Origin of the sequence: Pseudomonas azerbaijanorientalis, from assembly GCF_019139795.1 — a bacterium.
GTDB classification, from domain to species: domain Bacteria; phylum Pseudomonadota; class Gammaproteobacteria; order Pseudomonadales; family Pseudomonadaceae; genus Aquipseudomonas; species Aquipseudomonas laurylsulfatiphila.
Genome location: NZ_CP077078.1, coordinates 1,392,926 through 1,409,326, shown reverse-complemented (window position 1 = coordinate 1,409,326; position 16,401 = coordinate 1,392,926). Strand labels below are relative to the sequence as shown.

The following is a 16,401-nucleotide window of genomic DNA, read 5'->3' as shown; positions in this document are numbered from 1 at the left end:
CAGGTATTTCCTCTCAGATGAAACTAACAAGTTGATACGTTTGTACCAGACAGGCAATAAAAAAGCCGCCTGAAAAGGCGGCTTTTTAGTCGAAACACTTACGCTTGCGGCCGCATGTGCGGGAACAGGATCACGTCGCGGATCGACGGGGAGTTGGTCAGCAGCATCACCAGACGGTCGATACCGATGCCTTCACCCGCCGTTGGCGGCATGCCGTACTCCAGCGCACGCACGAAGTCAGCGTCGTAGTGCATGGCTTCGTCGTCGCCGGCGTCCTTGTCGGCCACCTGGGCCATGAAGCGCTCGGCCTGGTCTTCCGCGTCGTTCAACTCGGAGTAGGCGTTGGCGATTTCACGACCACCGATGAACAGCTCGAATCGGTCGGTGACGTTCGGGTTCTCGTCGTTACGACGTGCCAGTGGCGACACTTCGAACGGATACTGGGTAATGAAGTGCGGCTGTTCCAGCTTGTGCTCGACCAGCTCTTCGAAAATCATCACCTGCAGCTTGCCCAGGCCTTCGAAGCCCAGCACCTTGGCGCCGGCTTTCTTGGCAATGGCGCGAGCCTTGTCGATGTCGTTCAGGTCGTCAGCGGTCAGCTCGGGGTTGTACTTGAGGATCGAGTCGAATACCGACAGGCGCACGAACGGCTCGCCGAAGTGGAACACCTTGTCGCCGTACGGCACGTCGGTGCTGCCCAGAACCAGCTGAGCCAGTTCACGGAACAACTCTTCGGTCAGGTCCATGTTGTCTTCGTAGTCGGCGTAGGCCTGGTAGAACTCCAACATGGTGAATTCAGGGTTGTGACGAGTCGAAACGCCTTCGTTACGGAAGTTGCGGTTGATCTCGAACACTTTTTCAAACCCGCCGACAACAAGCCGCTTGAGGTACAACTCAGGCGCAATGCGCAAGAACATTTCCATGTCCAGCGCGTTGTGGTGGGTTTCGAACGGCTTGGCTGCCGCGCCGCCCGGAATGGTCTGCAGCATCGGCGTTTCCACTTCCAGGAAGTCACGCTTCATCAGGAAGCTGCGGATGTGGGCGATGACTTGCGAACGCACGCGGAACGTCTGGCGCACGTCTTCGTTGACGATCAGGTCAACGTAGCGCTGGCGGTAGCGCTGTTCGGTGTCGGTCAGGCCGTGGTGCTTGTCCGGCAGCGGGCGCAGGGATTTGGTCAGCAGGCGCACGTTGGTCATTTCAACGTACAGGTCACCCTTGCCGGAACGGGCCAGGGTGCCTTCGGCGGCAATGATGTCGCCCATGTCCCAGGTTTTCACCGCGGCCAGGGTTTCTTCGGACAGGGTCTTGCGGTTGACGTAGACCTGGATACGACCGGTCATGTCCTGGATCACCATGAACGAGCCACGGTTGAGCATGATACGACCGGCAACCTTGACCGGGATCGCAGCCTCTGCCAGCTCTTCCTTGGTCTTGTCCGCGTACTGTTTCTGCAGTGCATCGCAGTAGTTTTCGCGGCGGAAGTCGTTCGGGAAGGCATTGCCCTTGGCGCGCTCGGCAGCAAGCTTTTCCTTGCGCAGGGCGATCAGGGAGTTTTCTTCCTGTTGCAGGGCTTGCGGGTCGAGTTCTAGGTCGCTCATGTCTTTAAATATTCCATCTGGTTCGTTTTCCCCGGCCTGCGGCCGGGGATCGCCGGCAAGCCGGCTCCTACAGGTGATCGCGGTGTGTCAGTAACTTACAGCCCGGACTTCAGGCTCGCTTCCAGGTATTCGTCGATGTCGCCATCGAGCACCTTGTCACAGTCGCTGCGTTCGATGTTGGTGCGCAGATCCTTGATCCGCGAGGCATCGAGCACGTACGAACGGATTTGATGACCCCAGCCGATATCGGACTTGGTGTCTTCCAGCGCCTGGGACGCCGCGTTGCGCTTCTGCATTTCCTGCTCGTACAACTTGGCCCGCAGCATTTTCATGGCGGTGTCCTTGTTGGCGTGCTGGGAACGTTCGTTCTGGCAGCTGACCACGGTATTGGTCGGTACGTGGGTGATACGTACGGCCGAGTCGGTGGTGTTTACGTGCTGACCACCGGCACCCGAGGAACGATAGGTGTCGATCCGCAAGTCTGCCGGGTTGATTTCGATTTCCACCTTGTCATCGATCTCTGGCGAGACGAACACCGCGGAAAACGAGGTGTGGCGACGGTTGCCGGAGTCGAACGGGCTCTTGCGCACCAGGCGGTGCACGCCGATCTCGGTGCGCAACCAGCCAAACGCGTATTCGCCCTTGATGTGCACGGTCGCGCCCTTGATCCCGGCGACTTCACCGGCGGACAGTTCCATGATGGTCGCGTCGAAACCACGTTTGTCGGCCCAGCGCAGGTACATGCGCAGCAGAATGTTGGCCCAGTCCTGGGCTTCGGTGCCGCCGGAACCGGCCTGGATGTCCAGATAGGCGTTGTTCGGGTCCATTTCGTGGCTGAACATGCGACGGAATTCCAGCTTGGCCAGACTTTCCTCGAGTCGGGCCAGCTCGGCGACGACATCGTCCACTGCACCTTCGTCGTTTTCTTCGACGGCCATGTCCAGCAGGTCGCGGCAATCGGCCAGACCGGTGTTCAGTTCGTCCAGGGTATCGACGATTTGCGCCAGCGCAGCGCGCTCGCGGCCCAACTCCTGGGCGTATTCTGGTTTGTTCCAGACACTCGGATCTTCAAGCTCGCGATTGACTTCGGTCAGACGCTCATGCTTTTGATCGTAGTCAAAGATACCCCCGAATGGTTTCGGAGCGCTCGGACAGGTCCTTGATGGTGTTCAGGATCGGGTTGATTTCCATGACGGGCAGCACTCGTTGGCGAACTTTTGAAAGCCGGCGAGTATACCGGGAAACAGCCGAAAACGGCAGTCCGCTTGGCCGAAATGCCAAGTCCCTGTAGGAGCGAGCTTGCTCGCGAGAAACGCTCAGGCACCGCGTTTATTCAGATAGCCGTCGTCATCGTTAACGGCCATCGCGAGCAGGCTCGCTCCTACAGGGGGGAGGCTGTTCAGCCGATCCCCACCTGATTGCGCCCATTATTCTTCGCCAAATACAGCCCCTTGTCCGCCGCCAGGATCAGGTCGCGGCAGTTGCTGCCCGCTTTCGGGGTGATGGTCGACAGGCCGATGCTGATGGTCAGGCTCGACCCTTCGGTTGGCGAGTTATGCGGGATCTTCAGGGCTGCCACGGTCTGGCGCAGCTTCTCGGCGACAAGCCGCGCGCCGCCCTGGGAGGTGTTGGGCAGCACCAGGGCAAACTCTTCGCCGCCGTAGCGGGCCGGCAGGTCCGAAGGCCGGGCACTGGCCTCCTTGATCGCCGTGGCAACCTTGCGCAGGGCTTCATCGCCTTCCAGGTGGCCGAAGCTGTCGTTGTAGGTCTTGAAGTAGTCGACATCGATCATCAGCAACGACAACTGGCTCTGCTCACGCAGCGAGCGGCGCCACTCCAGTTCCATGTACTCGTCGAAGTGTCGACGGTTCGACAATCCGGTCAGACCATCGGAGTTCATCAGGCGTTGCAGGACCAGGTTGGTGTCGAGCAGTTGCTGCTGGCTGACCCGCAACGCGCGGTAGGCCGCGTCCCGTTGCAGCAACGTCATGTAGGACCGCGAGTGATAGCGGATGCGCGCGACCAGTTCGATGTTGTCCGGCAGCTTGACCAGGTAATCGTTGGCCCCGGCCGCGAAGGCCGCGCTCTTGATCAGAGGGTCTTCCTTGGTCGACAGGACGATGATCGGAATGTCCTTGGTCGCCGGGTGATTGCGGTATTCGCGCACCAGGCTCAGGCCATCAAGGCCGGGCATGACCAGATCCTGCAGGATCACCGTCGGCTTGATGCGCACCGCGTGGGCGATGGCCTGGTGCGGGTCGGCGCAGAAGTGGAAATCGATATTCTCTTCGTTCGACAGGCCGCGGCGCACGGCTTCGCCGATCATGGCCTGATCGTCCACCAGCAACACCATGGCGGCGTTTTCGTCGGTCTTGAAGTCGTCGAGCTGTAATTCATTCATGTGCGGTCACCTGAGTACTACTTGAGCCAGGAATGAGGAAAAATGTGCTCATTTGGCGAAAATCTCCAGCAATCGTGGCGCTATCTTGTCCAGCGGGCGAATCTCCACGGCAGCGTCGATGGCTGCGGCCGCCTTCGGCATGCCGTACACCGCACTGCTGCCCTGGTCTTGTGCGATGGTCAGGTAGCCCTGTTGGCGCATGAGTTTAAGCCCCTGGGCGCCATCACGCCCCATGCCGGTGAGTAAAACCCCCACGGCGTCACCGTTCCAGTAACTGGCCACGCTTTCGAAGAACACATCGATGGAGGGCCGGTAGATTTCGTTGACCGGTTCGGCGGTGTAGGCCAGCGTGCCGTTTTTCAGCAAGCGAATATGGTGATTGGTGCCGGCCAGCAATACCGTGCCGCTTTGCGGCTTCTCGCCTTCCTCGGCCAGGCGCACGTTGAGGCCGCTGGCGCTGCCGAGCCATTCAGCCATGCCGGCGGCAAACACCTGGTCAACGTGCTGCACCAGCACGATGGCCGGAGAGAAATCGCGCGGCAGGCCCTTGAGCAAGACTTCCAGCGCCGCCGGCCCACCGGCAGATGATCCAATGGCGATCAGGCTCTGGCGTGAGCCCGAACTGCGCAACGGTGCCGGCGCCGGGCGCGGGCGGTTGCCCTTGTCGCCGATCAGCCAGCCAATGTTAATGATCTTGCGCAACAACGGCGCAGCTGCCTCCTGGGCATTGCCGGCGCCGACGGTCGGGGTGTCGACTACGTCCAGCGCACCGTGGCCCATGGCCTCGAACACCCGGTGCACGTTCTGCTGGCGATCCACGGTGACGATGACAATGGCGCACGGGGTCTCGGCCATGATCCGCCGCGTGGCCTCGACGCCATCCATCACCGGCATGATCAGGTCCATCAGGATCAGGTCCGGCGTGTCCTGCGCGCACAGGCGCACCGCTTCGGCGCCATTGCCGGCGACCCAGACCACCTCGTGTGTCGGCTCGAATGCCAGGGCGCGGCGCAGGGCCTCCACCGCCATGGGCATGTCGTTGACGATTGCGATCCTCATGCCCGCGCTCCTCCGATGAGCTCGACCACTGCATCGAGCAAGGCGTCGTCATGAAAACTGGCCTTGGCTAGATAATAGTCGGCGCCGGCATCCAGTCCACGGCGCCGGTCCTCCTCACGATCCTTGTAGGACACCACCATCACCGGCAGCGATTGCAGGCGATTGTCCCGACGCAGCAACGTAACCAGTTCGATGCCGTCCATGCGCGGCATATCAATGTCGGTGATCAACAGATCGAAATCCTCCGAACGCAACGCGTTCCAGCCGTCCATGCCGTCTACCGCAACCGCCACGTCGTATCCGCGATTGAGCAACAGCTTGCGCTGCAACTCTCGCACGGTCAGGGAATCGTCCACCACCAGAATTCGTTTGCGGGCCGCCTCGACCACCTGATTGCTGTGGCGGGCGATGCGCTCCAGGCGCCCGGTGTTGAGCAGTTTTTCCACGGACCGCAGCATGTCTTCGACATCGACGATCAACACCACCGAACCGTCGTCGAGCAGGGCCCCGGCGGAAATGTCCTGCACCTTGCCCAGACGTTCATCCAGCGGCAGCACCACCAATGTCCGCTCACCGATAAACCGCTCCACGGCCACGCCGTAGATCGCATCGCGCTCGCGAATCACCACGACTTTCAGGGTTTGCCCGCTGTTCTGGCTGGCCGGGCGATGCAGCAACTGGCTGGCCGCCACCAGCCCGACATGCCGGCCTTCGTACCAGAAATGCTGGCGACCTTCGACCTGCACGATGTCCGCCGGCTCCAGATCACACATGCGCTCTATGTGCGCCAGCGGAAAGGCATAGGCCTCGTCGCCGACTTCCACCACCAGACTGCGCACCACCGACAGGGTCAACGGCACTTCAAGATGGAAACGACTGCCCTCGCCCGCCGTCTGCTCCAGCACCACCGCGCCGCGCAATTGCCGGACCATGTGCTGCACCGCATCCAGGCCGACGCCACGACCGGACACCTCGGTGACCCTGTCGCGCAGACTGAAACCGGGCAGGAACAGGAACGTCAGCAGCTCTTCTTCACTCAACTGCGCGGCGGTTTCTGCGGGGGACAGATTTCGTTCAACGATACTGCGACGGACCTTTTCCAGATCCACGCCGTTACCGTCATCGCTCAATTCAAGCACCAGCAAACCAGCCTGATGCGAAGCGCGCAGGCGAATCAAACCTTCTGCCGGCTTGCCGGCCAGCAGGCGTTGTTCCGGGAGTTCGATGCCGTGGTCGACCGCGTTGCGCAGCAGGTGAGTCAGCGGCGCCTCGAGCTTTTCCAGCACGTCGCGATCGACCTGGGTCTTCTCGCCTTCAATTTCCAGTCGCACCTGTTTGCCCAGGTCGCGCCCCAGATCACGGACCATGCGCACCTGCCCGGTCAGCACATCGGCAAAGGGCCGCATGCGACAGGCCAGCGCCGTGTCGTACAACACCTGCGCCCGCTGACTGGCATGCCAGGCGAACTCATCGAGTTCGGCGTTCTTTTCCATGAGCAATTGCTGGGATTGCGCGAGCAGGCGCCGCGCATCCTCAAGGGCTTCCTGGGCTTCCAGGCTCAAGGCGTGATCCTTGAGGTGAACGTTGAGATTCTCCAGCGCTCGCAGGCTGTTGCTCTGCATGCGCTTGAGTCGTTGCATGGTCGCCAGGTGCGGTTTGAGGCGCTGGGTTTCCACCAGGGATTTGCTCGACAGATCGAGCAGGCTGTTCAGGCGCTCGGCGGTGACGCGCAACACACGTTCGCCATTTTCGGTGGTGCGTTTGGTCTTGCGCAGGGCGGGCGCCGCAGGCGGTTCGACGACAGGCGCCGGCGGCTCGACCTCGGGCGCGGGTGCTTCGAGCATGAGCTCGGAGATAATCCGTTCTGCCATAACCGGTTCGGCAGGCGCAACCAGCAGCGCTGTCGGATCCAGCAAGCGTGCCATCAAGGATACGTAAGCCTCAATGTCCGCGGCCTGCGGGTTGTTGTCCGGCGTGGCGATGCGCATCAGCAGATCGGTGCCTTGCAGCAACGCATCGATGTGTTCGGGGCGCAGCGACAGGCGCCCTTCCTGGGCACTGACCAGGCAATCTTCCATCACGTGGGCGACGCTGACCCCGGCATCGACGCCCACGATCCGCGCCGCTCCCTTGAGCGAGTGCGCCGCACGCATGCACGATTCAAGCTGATCGGCCAGGGTCGGATCGCGCTCAAGCGCCAGCAGGCCGGCACTCAAGACCTGGGTCTGGGCTTCGGCCTCCAGGCTGAACAGCTCCAGCAAAGAGGCGTCGCGCATTTGCTCGGGGGTCATGTGAGGCTCCGGGTCACGGCGGACAACAGCTGTTCTTCATCCAGCCAACGCAGGCTGCGACCTTTGAATTGCAACACGCCACGGGTGTATCTGGCGCTGGCCTGGGCCCCCGAGCGCGATGCGCTATCGAGGATATGCTCGTCGATGGCGTGAATCCCGTCGACTTCGTCCACCGGCACCACCACCGGCCCGCCGTGGGCCGCGATAATCAGCATGCGCGGCATGACCCGCGCGCCCGGTGCCACATTGCCGGTTCCGTCGAGCCCGAGCAGTTCCACCAGCGACAGGCAGGCAACCAGCGCGCCGCGCACATTCGCCACGCCGAGCAAGGCCCGGGAGCGCTGGTGCGGCAAAGAGTGAATCGCCTGCAACGGCGACACTTCCACCAGGCTGCGCGTGGCCAGGCCCAACCACTCTTCTCCCAGACGGAACATCAACAACGAGCGGGTTTTCACCTCACTCTCGAGCCCGACGGACACTGGCCCGCGCTCTTGCTGCTGCAAGGCATAACGATCGAGCAGACGCGTCGCGGCGGCCGAATACACCGCACAATTGCGGCAATGAATATGTTCGGCCAGCAACGGGCAGGACTTGTCGCCGTGGATACCGATGCGGTTCCAGCAATCGTCGATGACCTGGGCATCCCGGGTGACGCTGAAGGTGTCGGAGGCGATCATCGTTTACGCTCACTGTCGGCGGCGCGTGCGCTGCGGGCGGCACGTTCCTGCAATCGTCTGGCCCCCGCCGCGTCACCCTGGGCCTGCAGCAAGGCGGCCAGATGCATCAACGCTTCGGGATGTTGCGGTTCGAGGTACAACGCCTTGCGATAAAAGCCCTGGGCTTCCAGGACGTTTCCCGCTACATCACTGAGCAGTCCCAGCCAATAGAAGACCTGGGCTACCGGTTCATGACTGCGCAAATAGCTGTCACACGCAGCCTTTGCCTCGGCGCTTTTGCCTTCGTTGGCCAGCCCGGCGATGTTCGCCAGCAGCACGGCCGTATCGGCGCCAGAGGATTTCGGCACAGGCGCCAATGGCACAACAGCGGCGAACGGACGACTGCGCACCGGCGCAGTTGGTCGATTGCGCAACGGTTGCGGCACAGGCAAGGGGGTTGGAACGAATGTCGGCAGGGGTTCAGGCTCCGCAGTCCCTTGTCGACTGAAGGCGAAGGACTGCGCGATACCGATCGAGCGCATCCCCAAACGCCCCAGCAGACTGCCTTCGGCCGGGCCGATAAACAGCACGCCGTCATCATGGGTCAGGCGCTTGAGCACTTCAAAGACTTGCTTCTGGGTCGGCTGGTCGAAATAGATCAGCAGGTTGCGACAAAACACGAAATCGAATGGCGGTTCACCAGCCAGCAAGGCCGGGTCCAGCAGATTGCCGACCTGCAAGCGCACCTGTTCCTGCACACGCGGGTCCAGGCGATAGCCGTCGCCTTCGGCAATGAAATGGCGGTCGCGGAACGCAATGTCCTCGCCCCGAAAGGAATTCTTGCCGTACAAGGCTCGCCTGGCTTTATCCACCGACAACGGGCTGACGTCCATGCCGTCGACCTTGAACTGGTGCGGCTTGAGCCCGGCATCGAGCAACGCCATGGCGATTGAGTACGGTTCTTCACCGGTGGAACACGGCAGGCTGAGAATCCGCAGTGCGCGCAGGTTGTTGATTTCAGCCAGACGCTTGCTCGCCAGTTTCGCCAGAGTGGCGAAGGACTCCGGATACCGGAAGAACCAGGTTTCCGGAACGATCACCGCTTCGATCAATGCCTGTTGCTCGTCCCGTGAGCCCTGCAAGGTGAGCCAATACTCATCGGCCGAGGCTGCTTGCGCAGCCACGCTGCGCTGGCGCACCGCCCGCTCGATGATTGCCGGCCCCACCGAGGTCACGTCGAGTCCGATTCGCTCCTTGAGGAAGTCGAAAAAACGCTGATCGCTGCTCATGGCCGCACCTCCAGCAGCGCCGGATCCATTGGCGGCGAAGGAAACAACAAGGCGCGCACCTGATCGTTCAGCAGATCACTGACCCGCACCCATTGCAGCAAGCCTTGCTCGTCCTTGCGCACCGGCCCCAGGTAAGGCGCCTGGCGATTGTCCAGGCCGTAGGGCTGAAAATCCGCCGGATCGCAGCGCAAGGTGTCGGTCGCCTGTTCCAGAATCAGCCCGAGCAGCTGTGTCTCGCCGGTTTCATCCGGGCAGTAGTTGACCAGCACCAGCCGGGTGCTGGTACGGGCCTGTGCCGGCGCGCCAAACGTCAGCGCACTCAGGTCGATCACCGGCACCACGGCGCCCCGGTAGGCGAACACCCCGGCGACCCAGGCGGGGGCATGGGCAATGGGCTTCAAGGGCAGGCGCGGCAGCACTTCAGCCACTTCGACAGCCTTCAAGGCATAGCGCTCGCTGCCGATGCGAAACACCAGAAACAATGCATGCAGCGCCTGCTTCACGGCAGAGCGCTTGGCCGTGATTTCGCTCATCAGACTTTGAATCGCGAAACGCCGCTGCGCAGCCCGACGGCCACCTGGCTCAGTTCATCGATGGCGAAACTGGCCTGGCGCAGAGACTCGACCGTCTGGCTGCTGGCATCACCCAACTGCACCAGCGCATGGTTGATCTGCTCGGCACCGGTAGCCTGGGCCTGCATCCCTTCGTTGACCATCAGCACCCGCGGCGCCAGCGCCTGGACCTGATGGATGATCTGCGACAATTGCTCGCCGACCTGCTGCACCTCGGACATGCCGCGACGCACTTCTTCGGAGAACTTGTCCATGCCCATGACCCCGGCCGATACCGCTGACTGGATCTCGCGCACCATTTGCTCGATGTCGTAGGTGGCCACCGCCGTCTGGTCCGCCAGGCGCCGTACTTCGGTGGCGACCACGGCAAAACCGCGCCCGTACTCACCGGCCTTCTCGGCCTCGATGGCGGCGTTGAGCGACAGCAGGTTGGTCTGGTCGGCCACCTTGACGATGGTCACTACCACCTGATTGATGTTGCCGGCCTTCTCGTTGAGGATCGCCAGCTTGGCATTGACCAGATCGGCCGCGCCCATCACCGAGTGCATGGTTTCCTCCATGCGCGCCAGCCCCTGTTGCCCGGAGCCGGCGGCCACGGAAGCTTGATCGGCGGCGGTTGAAACCTCGGTCATGGTGCGCACCAGATCCCGGGAGGTGGCGGCGATTTCACGGGAGGTCGCGCCGATTTCCGTGGTGGTGGCGGCGGTTTCCGTGGCAGTTGCCTGTTGCTGCTTGGAGGTGGCGGCGATCTCGGTCACCGAGGTGGTCACCTGCACCGAAGAACGCTGGGCCTGGGACACCAGCGAAGTGAGCTCGGTCATCATGTCGTTGAAACCGGTCTCTACCGCACCGAACTCGTCCTTGCGCTCCAGGTTCAGGCGGTTACTGAGGTCACCGGTGCGCATGACTTCGAGGATCTGCACGATACGGTTCATCGGCGCCATGATCGCGCGCATCAACAACAGACCGCAGAGACCGGCGGCCAGCACCGCCACCAGCAGGGAAATGCCCATGATGGTTTTTGCGGTGAGCACCGCATCATCGATGGCCGCAACATCCTGGTCCGCCACTGCTTTGTTATGACGCAGAATCTCACTGAGCTTCGTTCGACCAGCCGTCCAGACCGGGGTCAGTTCTTCATTGAACATTTTGATGGCTTCCGCGTCCTGGTTGCGTTTATGCAACTCGGCAACGGCAAGCAGGGTCCGGTGGTAATCCCTGTGGATGGTTTCGAACGCGCCGAACTCGACCTTGTCTTCTTCCGTCGTGATCGTTTGACGATAAAAATCCATCTGCTCTTGCAGACGCGCGGAAAAATCCTTGAAGTCCGACGCATCCATGTCGGTGAAGCCCTGTCCCTGCTCCAGTCCCAGCATCCTCATCATCCGCAAATAACTGTCGGACCAGGCGCCGCGGATCATCGAGCTGTAATACAACCCGGGCAGAGCATCCTCACGAACGCTGGCTTCGCTGGTTTCGATCTTCAGAAGCCGCGAATACGAGACAACCACCATCAGCAGCATGATGGCGATAATTACCGCAAAGCTCGCCAAAATGCGTTGGCGTAACGTCCAGTTCTTCACAGTCAATCCTCGGGCCTGATTCGAAATGCGGGGAGTATAGCCGAGGGCTGTGTTTCATTTATAAGACAGATGCAATCCACTTCCCATCCCGTTGAAAAAAGCGGGATTGGCTCAGGGTGGGACTGTCCGCTAATTGAGGGAATGGGTGTTAGGGGTGATTGGGTAGAATCGGGCGACGGATCGGCCATTGGGGGTGTGGCGTGGCTGAAAACCAGGACCCTGTGGGAGCTGGCTTGCCAGCGAAAGCGTCGTGTCAGACAACCGATTACCGACTGAATGACCGCCTTCGCTGGCAAGCCAGCTCCCACAATTACATCGAAGCCTGGCGAACCTGCTTCTCCAGCTCAACCTTCAACCCCGGCTCCAGCTTGAGTTGCCGCGCCAGTTCATCCAGGTAGGACTTTTCCATGAAGTTCTCCTCGTCGACCATCATCACACTCGCAATGTACATCTCGGCGGCAGTCTCCGGCGTGCGCGCGGCACGGGCGACGTCGGCAGGGTCCAGCGGCTTGTTGAGTTCGGCGTGCAGCCAGTGTTGCAGCTCCTGATCATTGTCGAGCTTGATGAACTCGCCCTCGATCAGCGCGCGCTCACGCTCGTCGACATGCCCGTCAGCCTTGGCCGCGGCCACCAGCGCCTTGAGAATCGCCTGGCTGTGCTGCTCGACTTGCGCGGCAGGCAAGCGGTCGAGGGTTTGCGGTTCAGTTTCTGGCGCAGTGCCCTGCTGGGCCTGCCAGTTGCCGTAGGCCTTGTAGGCCAGCACCCCCAACGCGGCGAGGCCGCCGTAGACCGCAACCTTGCCGCCGACCTTGCGGGCTTTCTTGCTGCCGAGCAGCAAGCCCATGGCGCCTGCCGCCAATGCCCCGCCGCTTGCGCCGGAGAGCAAACCGCCGAGGGCACCGGTGCCACCGCTCGCGCCTTTTTGCTGTGAGCCACCGGCCTTGTTCTGAAGCAGGTCCTGACCGGACTTGAGTAGTTGATCGAGCAATCCACGGGTGTTCATTTGCTGCCTCCACAGGACGTTTAGCCTGAAATCAAGGGCACCAGCCTAGATCGAAAGTGCCGACGCCCCGTGCGCGAGAGTGCTTCCAGATGTTGCATCGCCAGGGCACCTGGCGCTGACCATCGAAAAAAAAGATATACACTCCAACAAATCGATAAAAACAGCCCACCGGGTGCCTCCCCCATGATGACCTTGCGTCAGATCCGCCATTTCATCGCTGTGGCCGAGACCGGTTCGATCTCCGCCGCCGCACAAACCGCGTTCATTTCCCAGTCGACCCTGACCCTGGCCATCCAGCAGCTGGAGGAGGAAATCGGCGTCAGCCTGTTCAGCCGCCACGCCAAGGGCATGACCCTGACCCACCAGGGCCATCAATTCCTGCGTCAGGCGCACTTGATCCTGGCCACCGTGGATAACGCCAAGCGCAGCCTGCAACAGAGCACTGACCAGGTCGCCGGGCAATTGATCGTCGGCGTGACCAGCCTGGTGGCCGGTTATTACCTGGCGGATTTGCTCACTCGCTTCCAGCGCGCCTACCCCAACGTGGAAATCCGCGTAATGGAAGATGAACGCCCGTACATCGAGCATTTGCTGGTCAGCGGCGAGATCGATGTCGGCGTGCTGATCCTCTCCAACCTCGAAGACCGCCACGCCTTGCAGACCGAAGTGCTGACCCACTCGCCGCACCGGCTATGGCTGCCGGCCCAGCATCCATTGCTGGAACACGACAGCATCAACCTCGCCGATGTGGCCCGCGAGCCATTGATTCAACTGAACGTCGATGAAATGGACCGCAATGCCCAGCGCATGTGGTCGGCAGCCTCTTTGCAACCGCGCATTACCCTGCGCACGGCCTCGACCGAAGCAGTGCGAAGCCTGGTGGCCGCCGGATTGGGCGTATCGATCCAGCCCGACATGACCTATCGCCCGTGGTCGCTGGAGGGCGACATCATCGAAGCACGGCCGATTGCCGACCTCAGCCAGACCCTGGATGTCGGCCTCGCCTGGCGTCGCGGCACGGCGCGACCGGCGCTGGTGGACCCGTTCCTGACGGTCGCCCGCGAACAACCCCATGGCGGGCGCAAGCCATCTATTTAATCGAACGCTGCCTTCAGTATTTAGTATTTGTTGTCCTCGGGCCCGCGAACTAGTCTTGTTACATCTATATAAGACGGCCGGGTCCCAACCACTGGGAACACCATGGCCACACAAGAAAAGAGAACCCGAAAAATGGCTGGCGCGCAGACCCCGTTGTTCACCGCATTGTTGATCGATGGTGAATTAGTCGCCGGTCAGGGCTGTGTCGAGCCGATTCTCAACCCGGCCACTGGCGAAGTCATCACGCAAATCGCCGAAGCCAGCACCGAGCAAGTCGAAGCCGCGATCCTCGCCGCCCACCGCGCCTTTGCTGGTTGGTCACGGACCACGCCACAACAACGTTCGAACCTGTTGCTGGACATCGCCAACGCCATCGAAAAAAACGCCGACCTGCTGGCCCGCCTCGAATCCATGAACTGCGGCAAGCCGTTGCACCTGGCCCGTCAGGATGACCTGAGTGCCACGGTCGACGTGTTCCGCTTCTTCGCCGGCGCCGTGCGTTGCCAGACCGGCCAGCTCAGCGGCGAATACCTGCCGGGCTACACCAGCATGGTGCGCCGCGACCCTATCGGGGTGGTGGCGTCGATTGCGCCGTGGAACTACCCGATCATGATGGCCGCGTGGAAAATCGCCCCGGCCCTCGCCGCCGGCAACACCCTGGTATTCAAACCGTCGGAACACACGCCGTTGTCGATCCTGGCCCTGGCACCCGCGCTCGCCGAGATCCTGCCACGGGGTGTGATCAATATCGTTTGCGGGGGTGGCGAAGGCGTCGGCAGCCACCTGGTGAGCCACCCTAAAGTGCGCATGGTGTCGCTGACCGGCGATATCGTCACCGGGCAAAAAATCCTCCAGGCCGCATCAAAAACCCTCAAGCGTACCCACCTCGAACTCGGCGGCAAGGCTCCGGTGATCGTCTGCAACGATGCCGACATTCAGGCCGTGATCGAAGGTGTGCGCACTTATGGCTACTACAACGCCGGTCAGGATTGCACCGCCGCTTGCCGCATTTATGCCCAGGCCGGGATTCACGACCGTCTGGTGGCCGAGCTCGGCGCGGCCGTCAGCAGCCTGCGCTTTGCCGGCAAACGCGACTCCGACAACGAAATCGGCCCGCTGATCAGCACCCGCCAGCGCGACCGCGTGGCCAGTTTTGTCGAACGCGCCCTCGGCCAGCCGCACATCGAGCGGGTGACCGGCGCGGCCGTGCATTCCGGCGCCGGCTTCTATTACCAGCCGACCCTGTTGGCCGGCTGCAAGCAAAGCGATGAGATCGTCCAGCGCGAAGTGTTCGGACCGGTGGTCACCGTGACCCGTTTCGATGAACTGGAACAAGCGGTGGACTGGGCCAACGATTCGGAATACGGCCTGGCGTCGTCGGTCTGGACCCAGAACCTCGACAAGGCCATGCAGGTCGCAGCGCGCCTGCAGTACGGCTGCACCTGGATCAACAGCCATTTCATGCTGGTCAGCGAAATGCCCCATGGCGGCCTGAAGCGTTCGGGCTACGGCAAGGACCTGTCCAGCGATTCGCTTCAGGACTACAGCGTGGTGCGGCACATCATGGCCCGCCATGGCGAGCATCTCTGACTACGCTAATAACAAGCCACCAACGGCATGCTTCACCACGTTCAAAACACTGCCCCGACCATAATTAAAGAAGAGGGAATTCCCATGTTCGTGCACAAGACCGCACTGCTCAGTGCAATCACCACCGCGCTGCTGGCCAGTGCCAGCCTCCAGGCCGCCGAGCCGCTCAAAGCTGTCGGGGCTGGCGAGGGCCAACTGGATATTGTGGCCTGGCCTGGCTACATCGAACGTGGCGAGAGCGACAAGGCCTACGACTGGGTGACCGGTTTCGAGAAGGAAACCGGCTGCAAGGTCAACGTCAAGACCGCAGCCACTTCCGATGAAATGGTCAGCCTGATGGCCAAGGGCGGTTACGACCTGGTGACGGCGTCGGGCGACGCCTCCCTGCGCCTGATCGTCGGCAAGCGTGTGCAGCCGATCAACACCGCGTTGATCCCGAACTGGAAAAACCTCGACCCGCGCCTCAAGGATGCCCCCTGGTACGTGGTCAACAAGCAGACCTACGGCACCCCCTATCAGTGGGGCCCGAACGTGCTGATGTACAACACCAACGTGTTCAAGACCGCGCCCACCAGCTGGGGCGTGCTGTTCAATGCCGAAAACCTGCCGGATGGCAAGCCGAACAAGGGTCGCGTGCAAGCCTATGACGGCCCGATCTACATCGCCGACGCAGCGCTGTACCTCAAGACCGCCAAACCGGAACTGGGCATCCAGAGCCCGTACGAACTGACCGAAGCCCAGTACAAGGCCGTGCTCGACCTGCTGCGCGCCCAGCAGCCGTTGATCCACCGCTACTGGCACGACACCACCGTGCAAATGAGTGACTTCAAGAACGAAGGCGTGGTCGCCTCCGGCGCCTGGCCGTATCAGGTCAACGGCCTGATGAACGAGAAACAGCCAATCGCCTCGACCATCCCGAAAGAAGGCGCCACCGGTTGGGCCGACACCACCATGTTGCACACCGAGGCCAAGCACCCGAACTGCGCCTACAAGTGGATGGACTGGTCGCTGCAACCGAAAGTCCAGGGCGACGTAGCGGCGTGGTTCGGCTCGTTGCCAGCAGTCCCGGCGGCGTGCAAGGAGAGCGAACTGCTCGGCGCCGAAGGCTGCAAGACCAACGGTTTCGACCAGTTCGACAAGATCGCCTTCTGGAAAACCCCGCAGGCTGAAGGCGGCAAGTTCGTGCCGTACAGCCGCTGGACCCAGGACTACATCGCGATCATGGGCGGCCGTTAAGCCCTCTTCTCAAGATCAAAAG

At 61.7% G+C, this 16,401-nt stretch carries 13 protein-coding genes; 3 read left to right on the top strand and 10 right to left on the bottom strand.

Features of this window, described 5'->3' with window-relative positions:
* Positions 1-98 precede the first annotated feature (98 nt).
* The 10 genes from lysS to KSS91_RS06055 form a co-directional block, all read right to left on the bottom strand.
* Positions 99-1,601, bottom strand: a complete 1,503-nt coding sequence (lysS, locus tag KSS91_RS06100) for a lysine--tRNA ligase (protein WP_007992008.1) — start codon at positions 1,599-1,601, stop codon at positions 99-101.
* Positions 1,602-1,696: 95 nt separating this feature from the next.
* Positions 1,697-2,792 (bottom strand): peptide chain release factor 2 gene (gene prfB / locus KSS91_RS06095; protein WP_095965010.1). Its coding sequence is split into 2 segments (ribosomal slippage): positions 1,697-2,719 and positions 2,721-2,792, totalling 1,095 coding nucleotides; the frame shifts between segments, so codons are not numbered across the junction.
* Between the two features lie 208 nt (positions 2,793-3,000).
* On the bottom strand, positions 3,001-4,002 hold the full coding sequence (locus KSS91_RS06090; protein ID WP_126049610.1) for a response regulator: 1,002 nt from the start codon (positions 4,000-4,002) through the stop codon (positions 3,001-3,003).
* 48 nt (positions 4,003-4,050) lie between these two features.
* Entirely contained in the window at positions 4,051-5,061 is a 1,011-nt protein-coding gene (locus KSS91_RS06085) for a chemotaxis response regulator protein-glutamate methylesterase (protein WP_015093723.1), read from the bottom strand.
* Positions 5,058-7,352, bottom strand: a complete 2,295-nt coding sequence (locus tag KSS91_RS06080) for a hybrid sensor histidine kinase/response regulator (protein ID WP_217837345.1) — start codon at positions 7,350-7,352, stop codon at positions 5,058-5,060. The genes KSS91_RS06085 and KSS91_RS06080 overlap by 4 nt, the downstream gene beginning before the upstream one ends.
* Positions 7,349-8,029, bottom strand: coding sequence for a chemotaxis protein CheW (locus KSS91_RS06075; protein WP_126049604.1), 681 nt, complete (start codon positions 8,027-8,029; stop codon positions 7,349-7,351). Before KSS91_RS06075 ends, KSS91_RS06080 begins: the two co-directional genes overlap by 4 nt.
* On the bottom strand, positions 8,026-9,297 hold the full coding sequence (locus KSS91_RS06070; RefSeq protein ID WP_217837344.1) for a CheR family methyltransferase: 1,272 nt from the start codon (positions 9,295-9,297) through the stop codon (positions 8,026-8,028). Before KSS91_RS06070 ends, KSS91_RS06075 begins: the two co-directional genes overlap by 4 nt.
* Positions 9,294-9,830 (bottom strand): chemotaxis protein CheW, encoded by a 537-nt coding sequence (locus KSS91_RS06065; RefSeq protein WP_217837343.1) that lies wholly within the window; start codon positions 9,828-9,830, stop codon positions 9,294-9,296. Before KSS91_RS06065 ends, KSS91_RS06070 begins: the two co-directional genes overlap by 4 nt.
* Positions 9,830-11,452 carry a methyl-accepting chemotaxis protein gene (locus KSS91_RS06060; protein WP_217837342.1) on the bottom strand — a complete coding sequence of 541 codons (1,623 nt, stop codon included), beginning with the start codon at positions 11,450-11,452 and terminating at the stop codon, positions 9,830-9,832. Before KSS91_RS06060 ends, KSS91_RS06065 begins: the two co-directional genes overlap by 1 nt.
* Positions 11,453-11,762: 310 nt before the next feature.
* Positions 11,763-12,455 (bottom strand): tellurite resistance TerB family protein, encoded by a 693-nt coding sequence (locus tag KSS91_RS06055; RefSeq protein ID WP_217837341.1) that lies wholly within the window; start codon positions 12,453-12,455, stop codon positions 11,763-11,765.
* A gap of 183 nt (positions 12,456-12,638) precedes the next feature.
* Here KSS91_RS06055 and KSS91_RS06050 point away from each other — a divergent pair, with 183 nt between their 5' ends.
* From KSS91_RS06050 to ydcS, 3 genes are all read left to right on the top strand, one after another.
* On the top strand, positions 12,639-13,553 hold the full coding sequence (locus KSS91_RS06050; protein ID WP_007975056.1) for a LysR family transcriptional regulator: 915 nt from the start codon (positions 12,639-12,641) through the stop codon (positions 13,551-13,553).
* A gap of 102 nt (positions 13,554-13,655) precedes the next feature.
* Positions 13,656-15,143: a gamma-aminobutyraldehyde dehydrogenase gene (locus tag KSS91_RS06045; RefSeq protein WP_217837340.1), complete on the top strand. Its 1,488-nt coding sequence runs from the start codon at positions 13,656-13,658 to the stop codon at positions 15,141-15,143.
* Between the two features lie 84 nt (positions 15,144-15,227).
* Complete coding sequence (gene ydcS, locus KSS91_RS06040) at positions 15,228-16,379, top strand: putative ABC transporter substrate-binding protein YdcS (protein ID WP_217837339.1); 1,152 nt, start codon at positions 15,228-15,230, stop codon at positions 16,377-16,379.
* Positions 16,380-16,401: the final 22 nt, after the last annotated feature.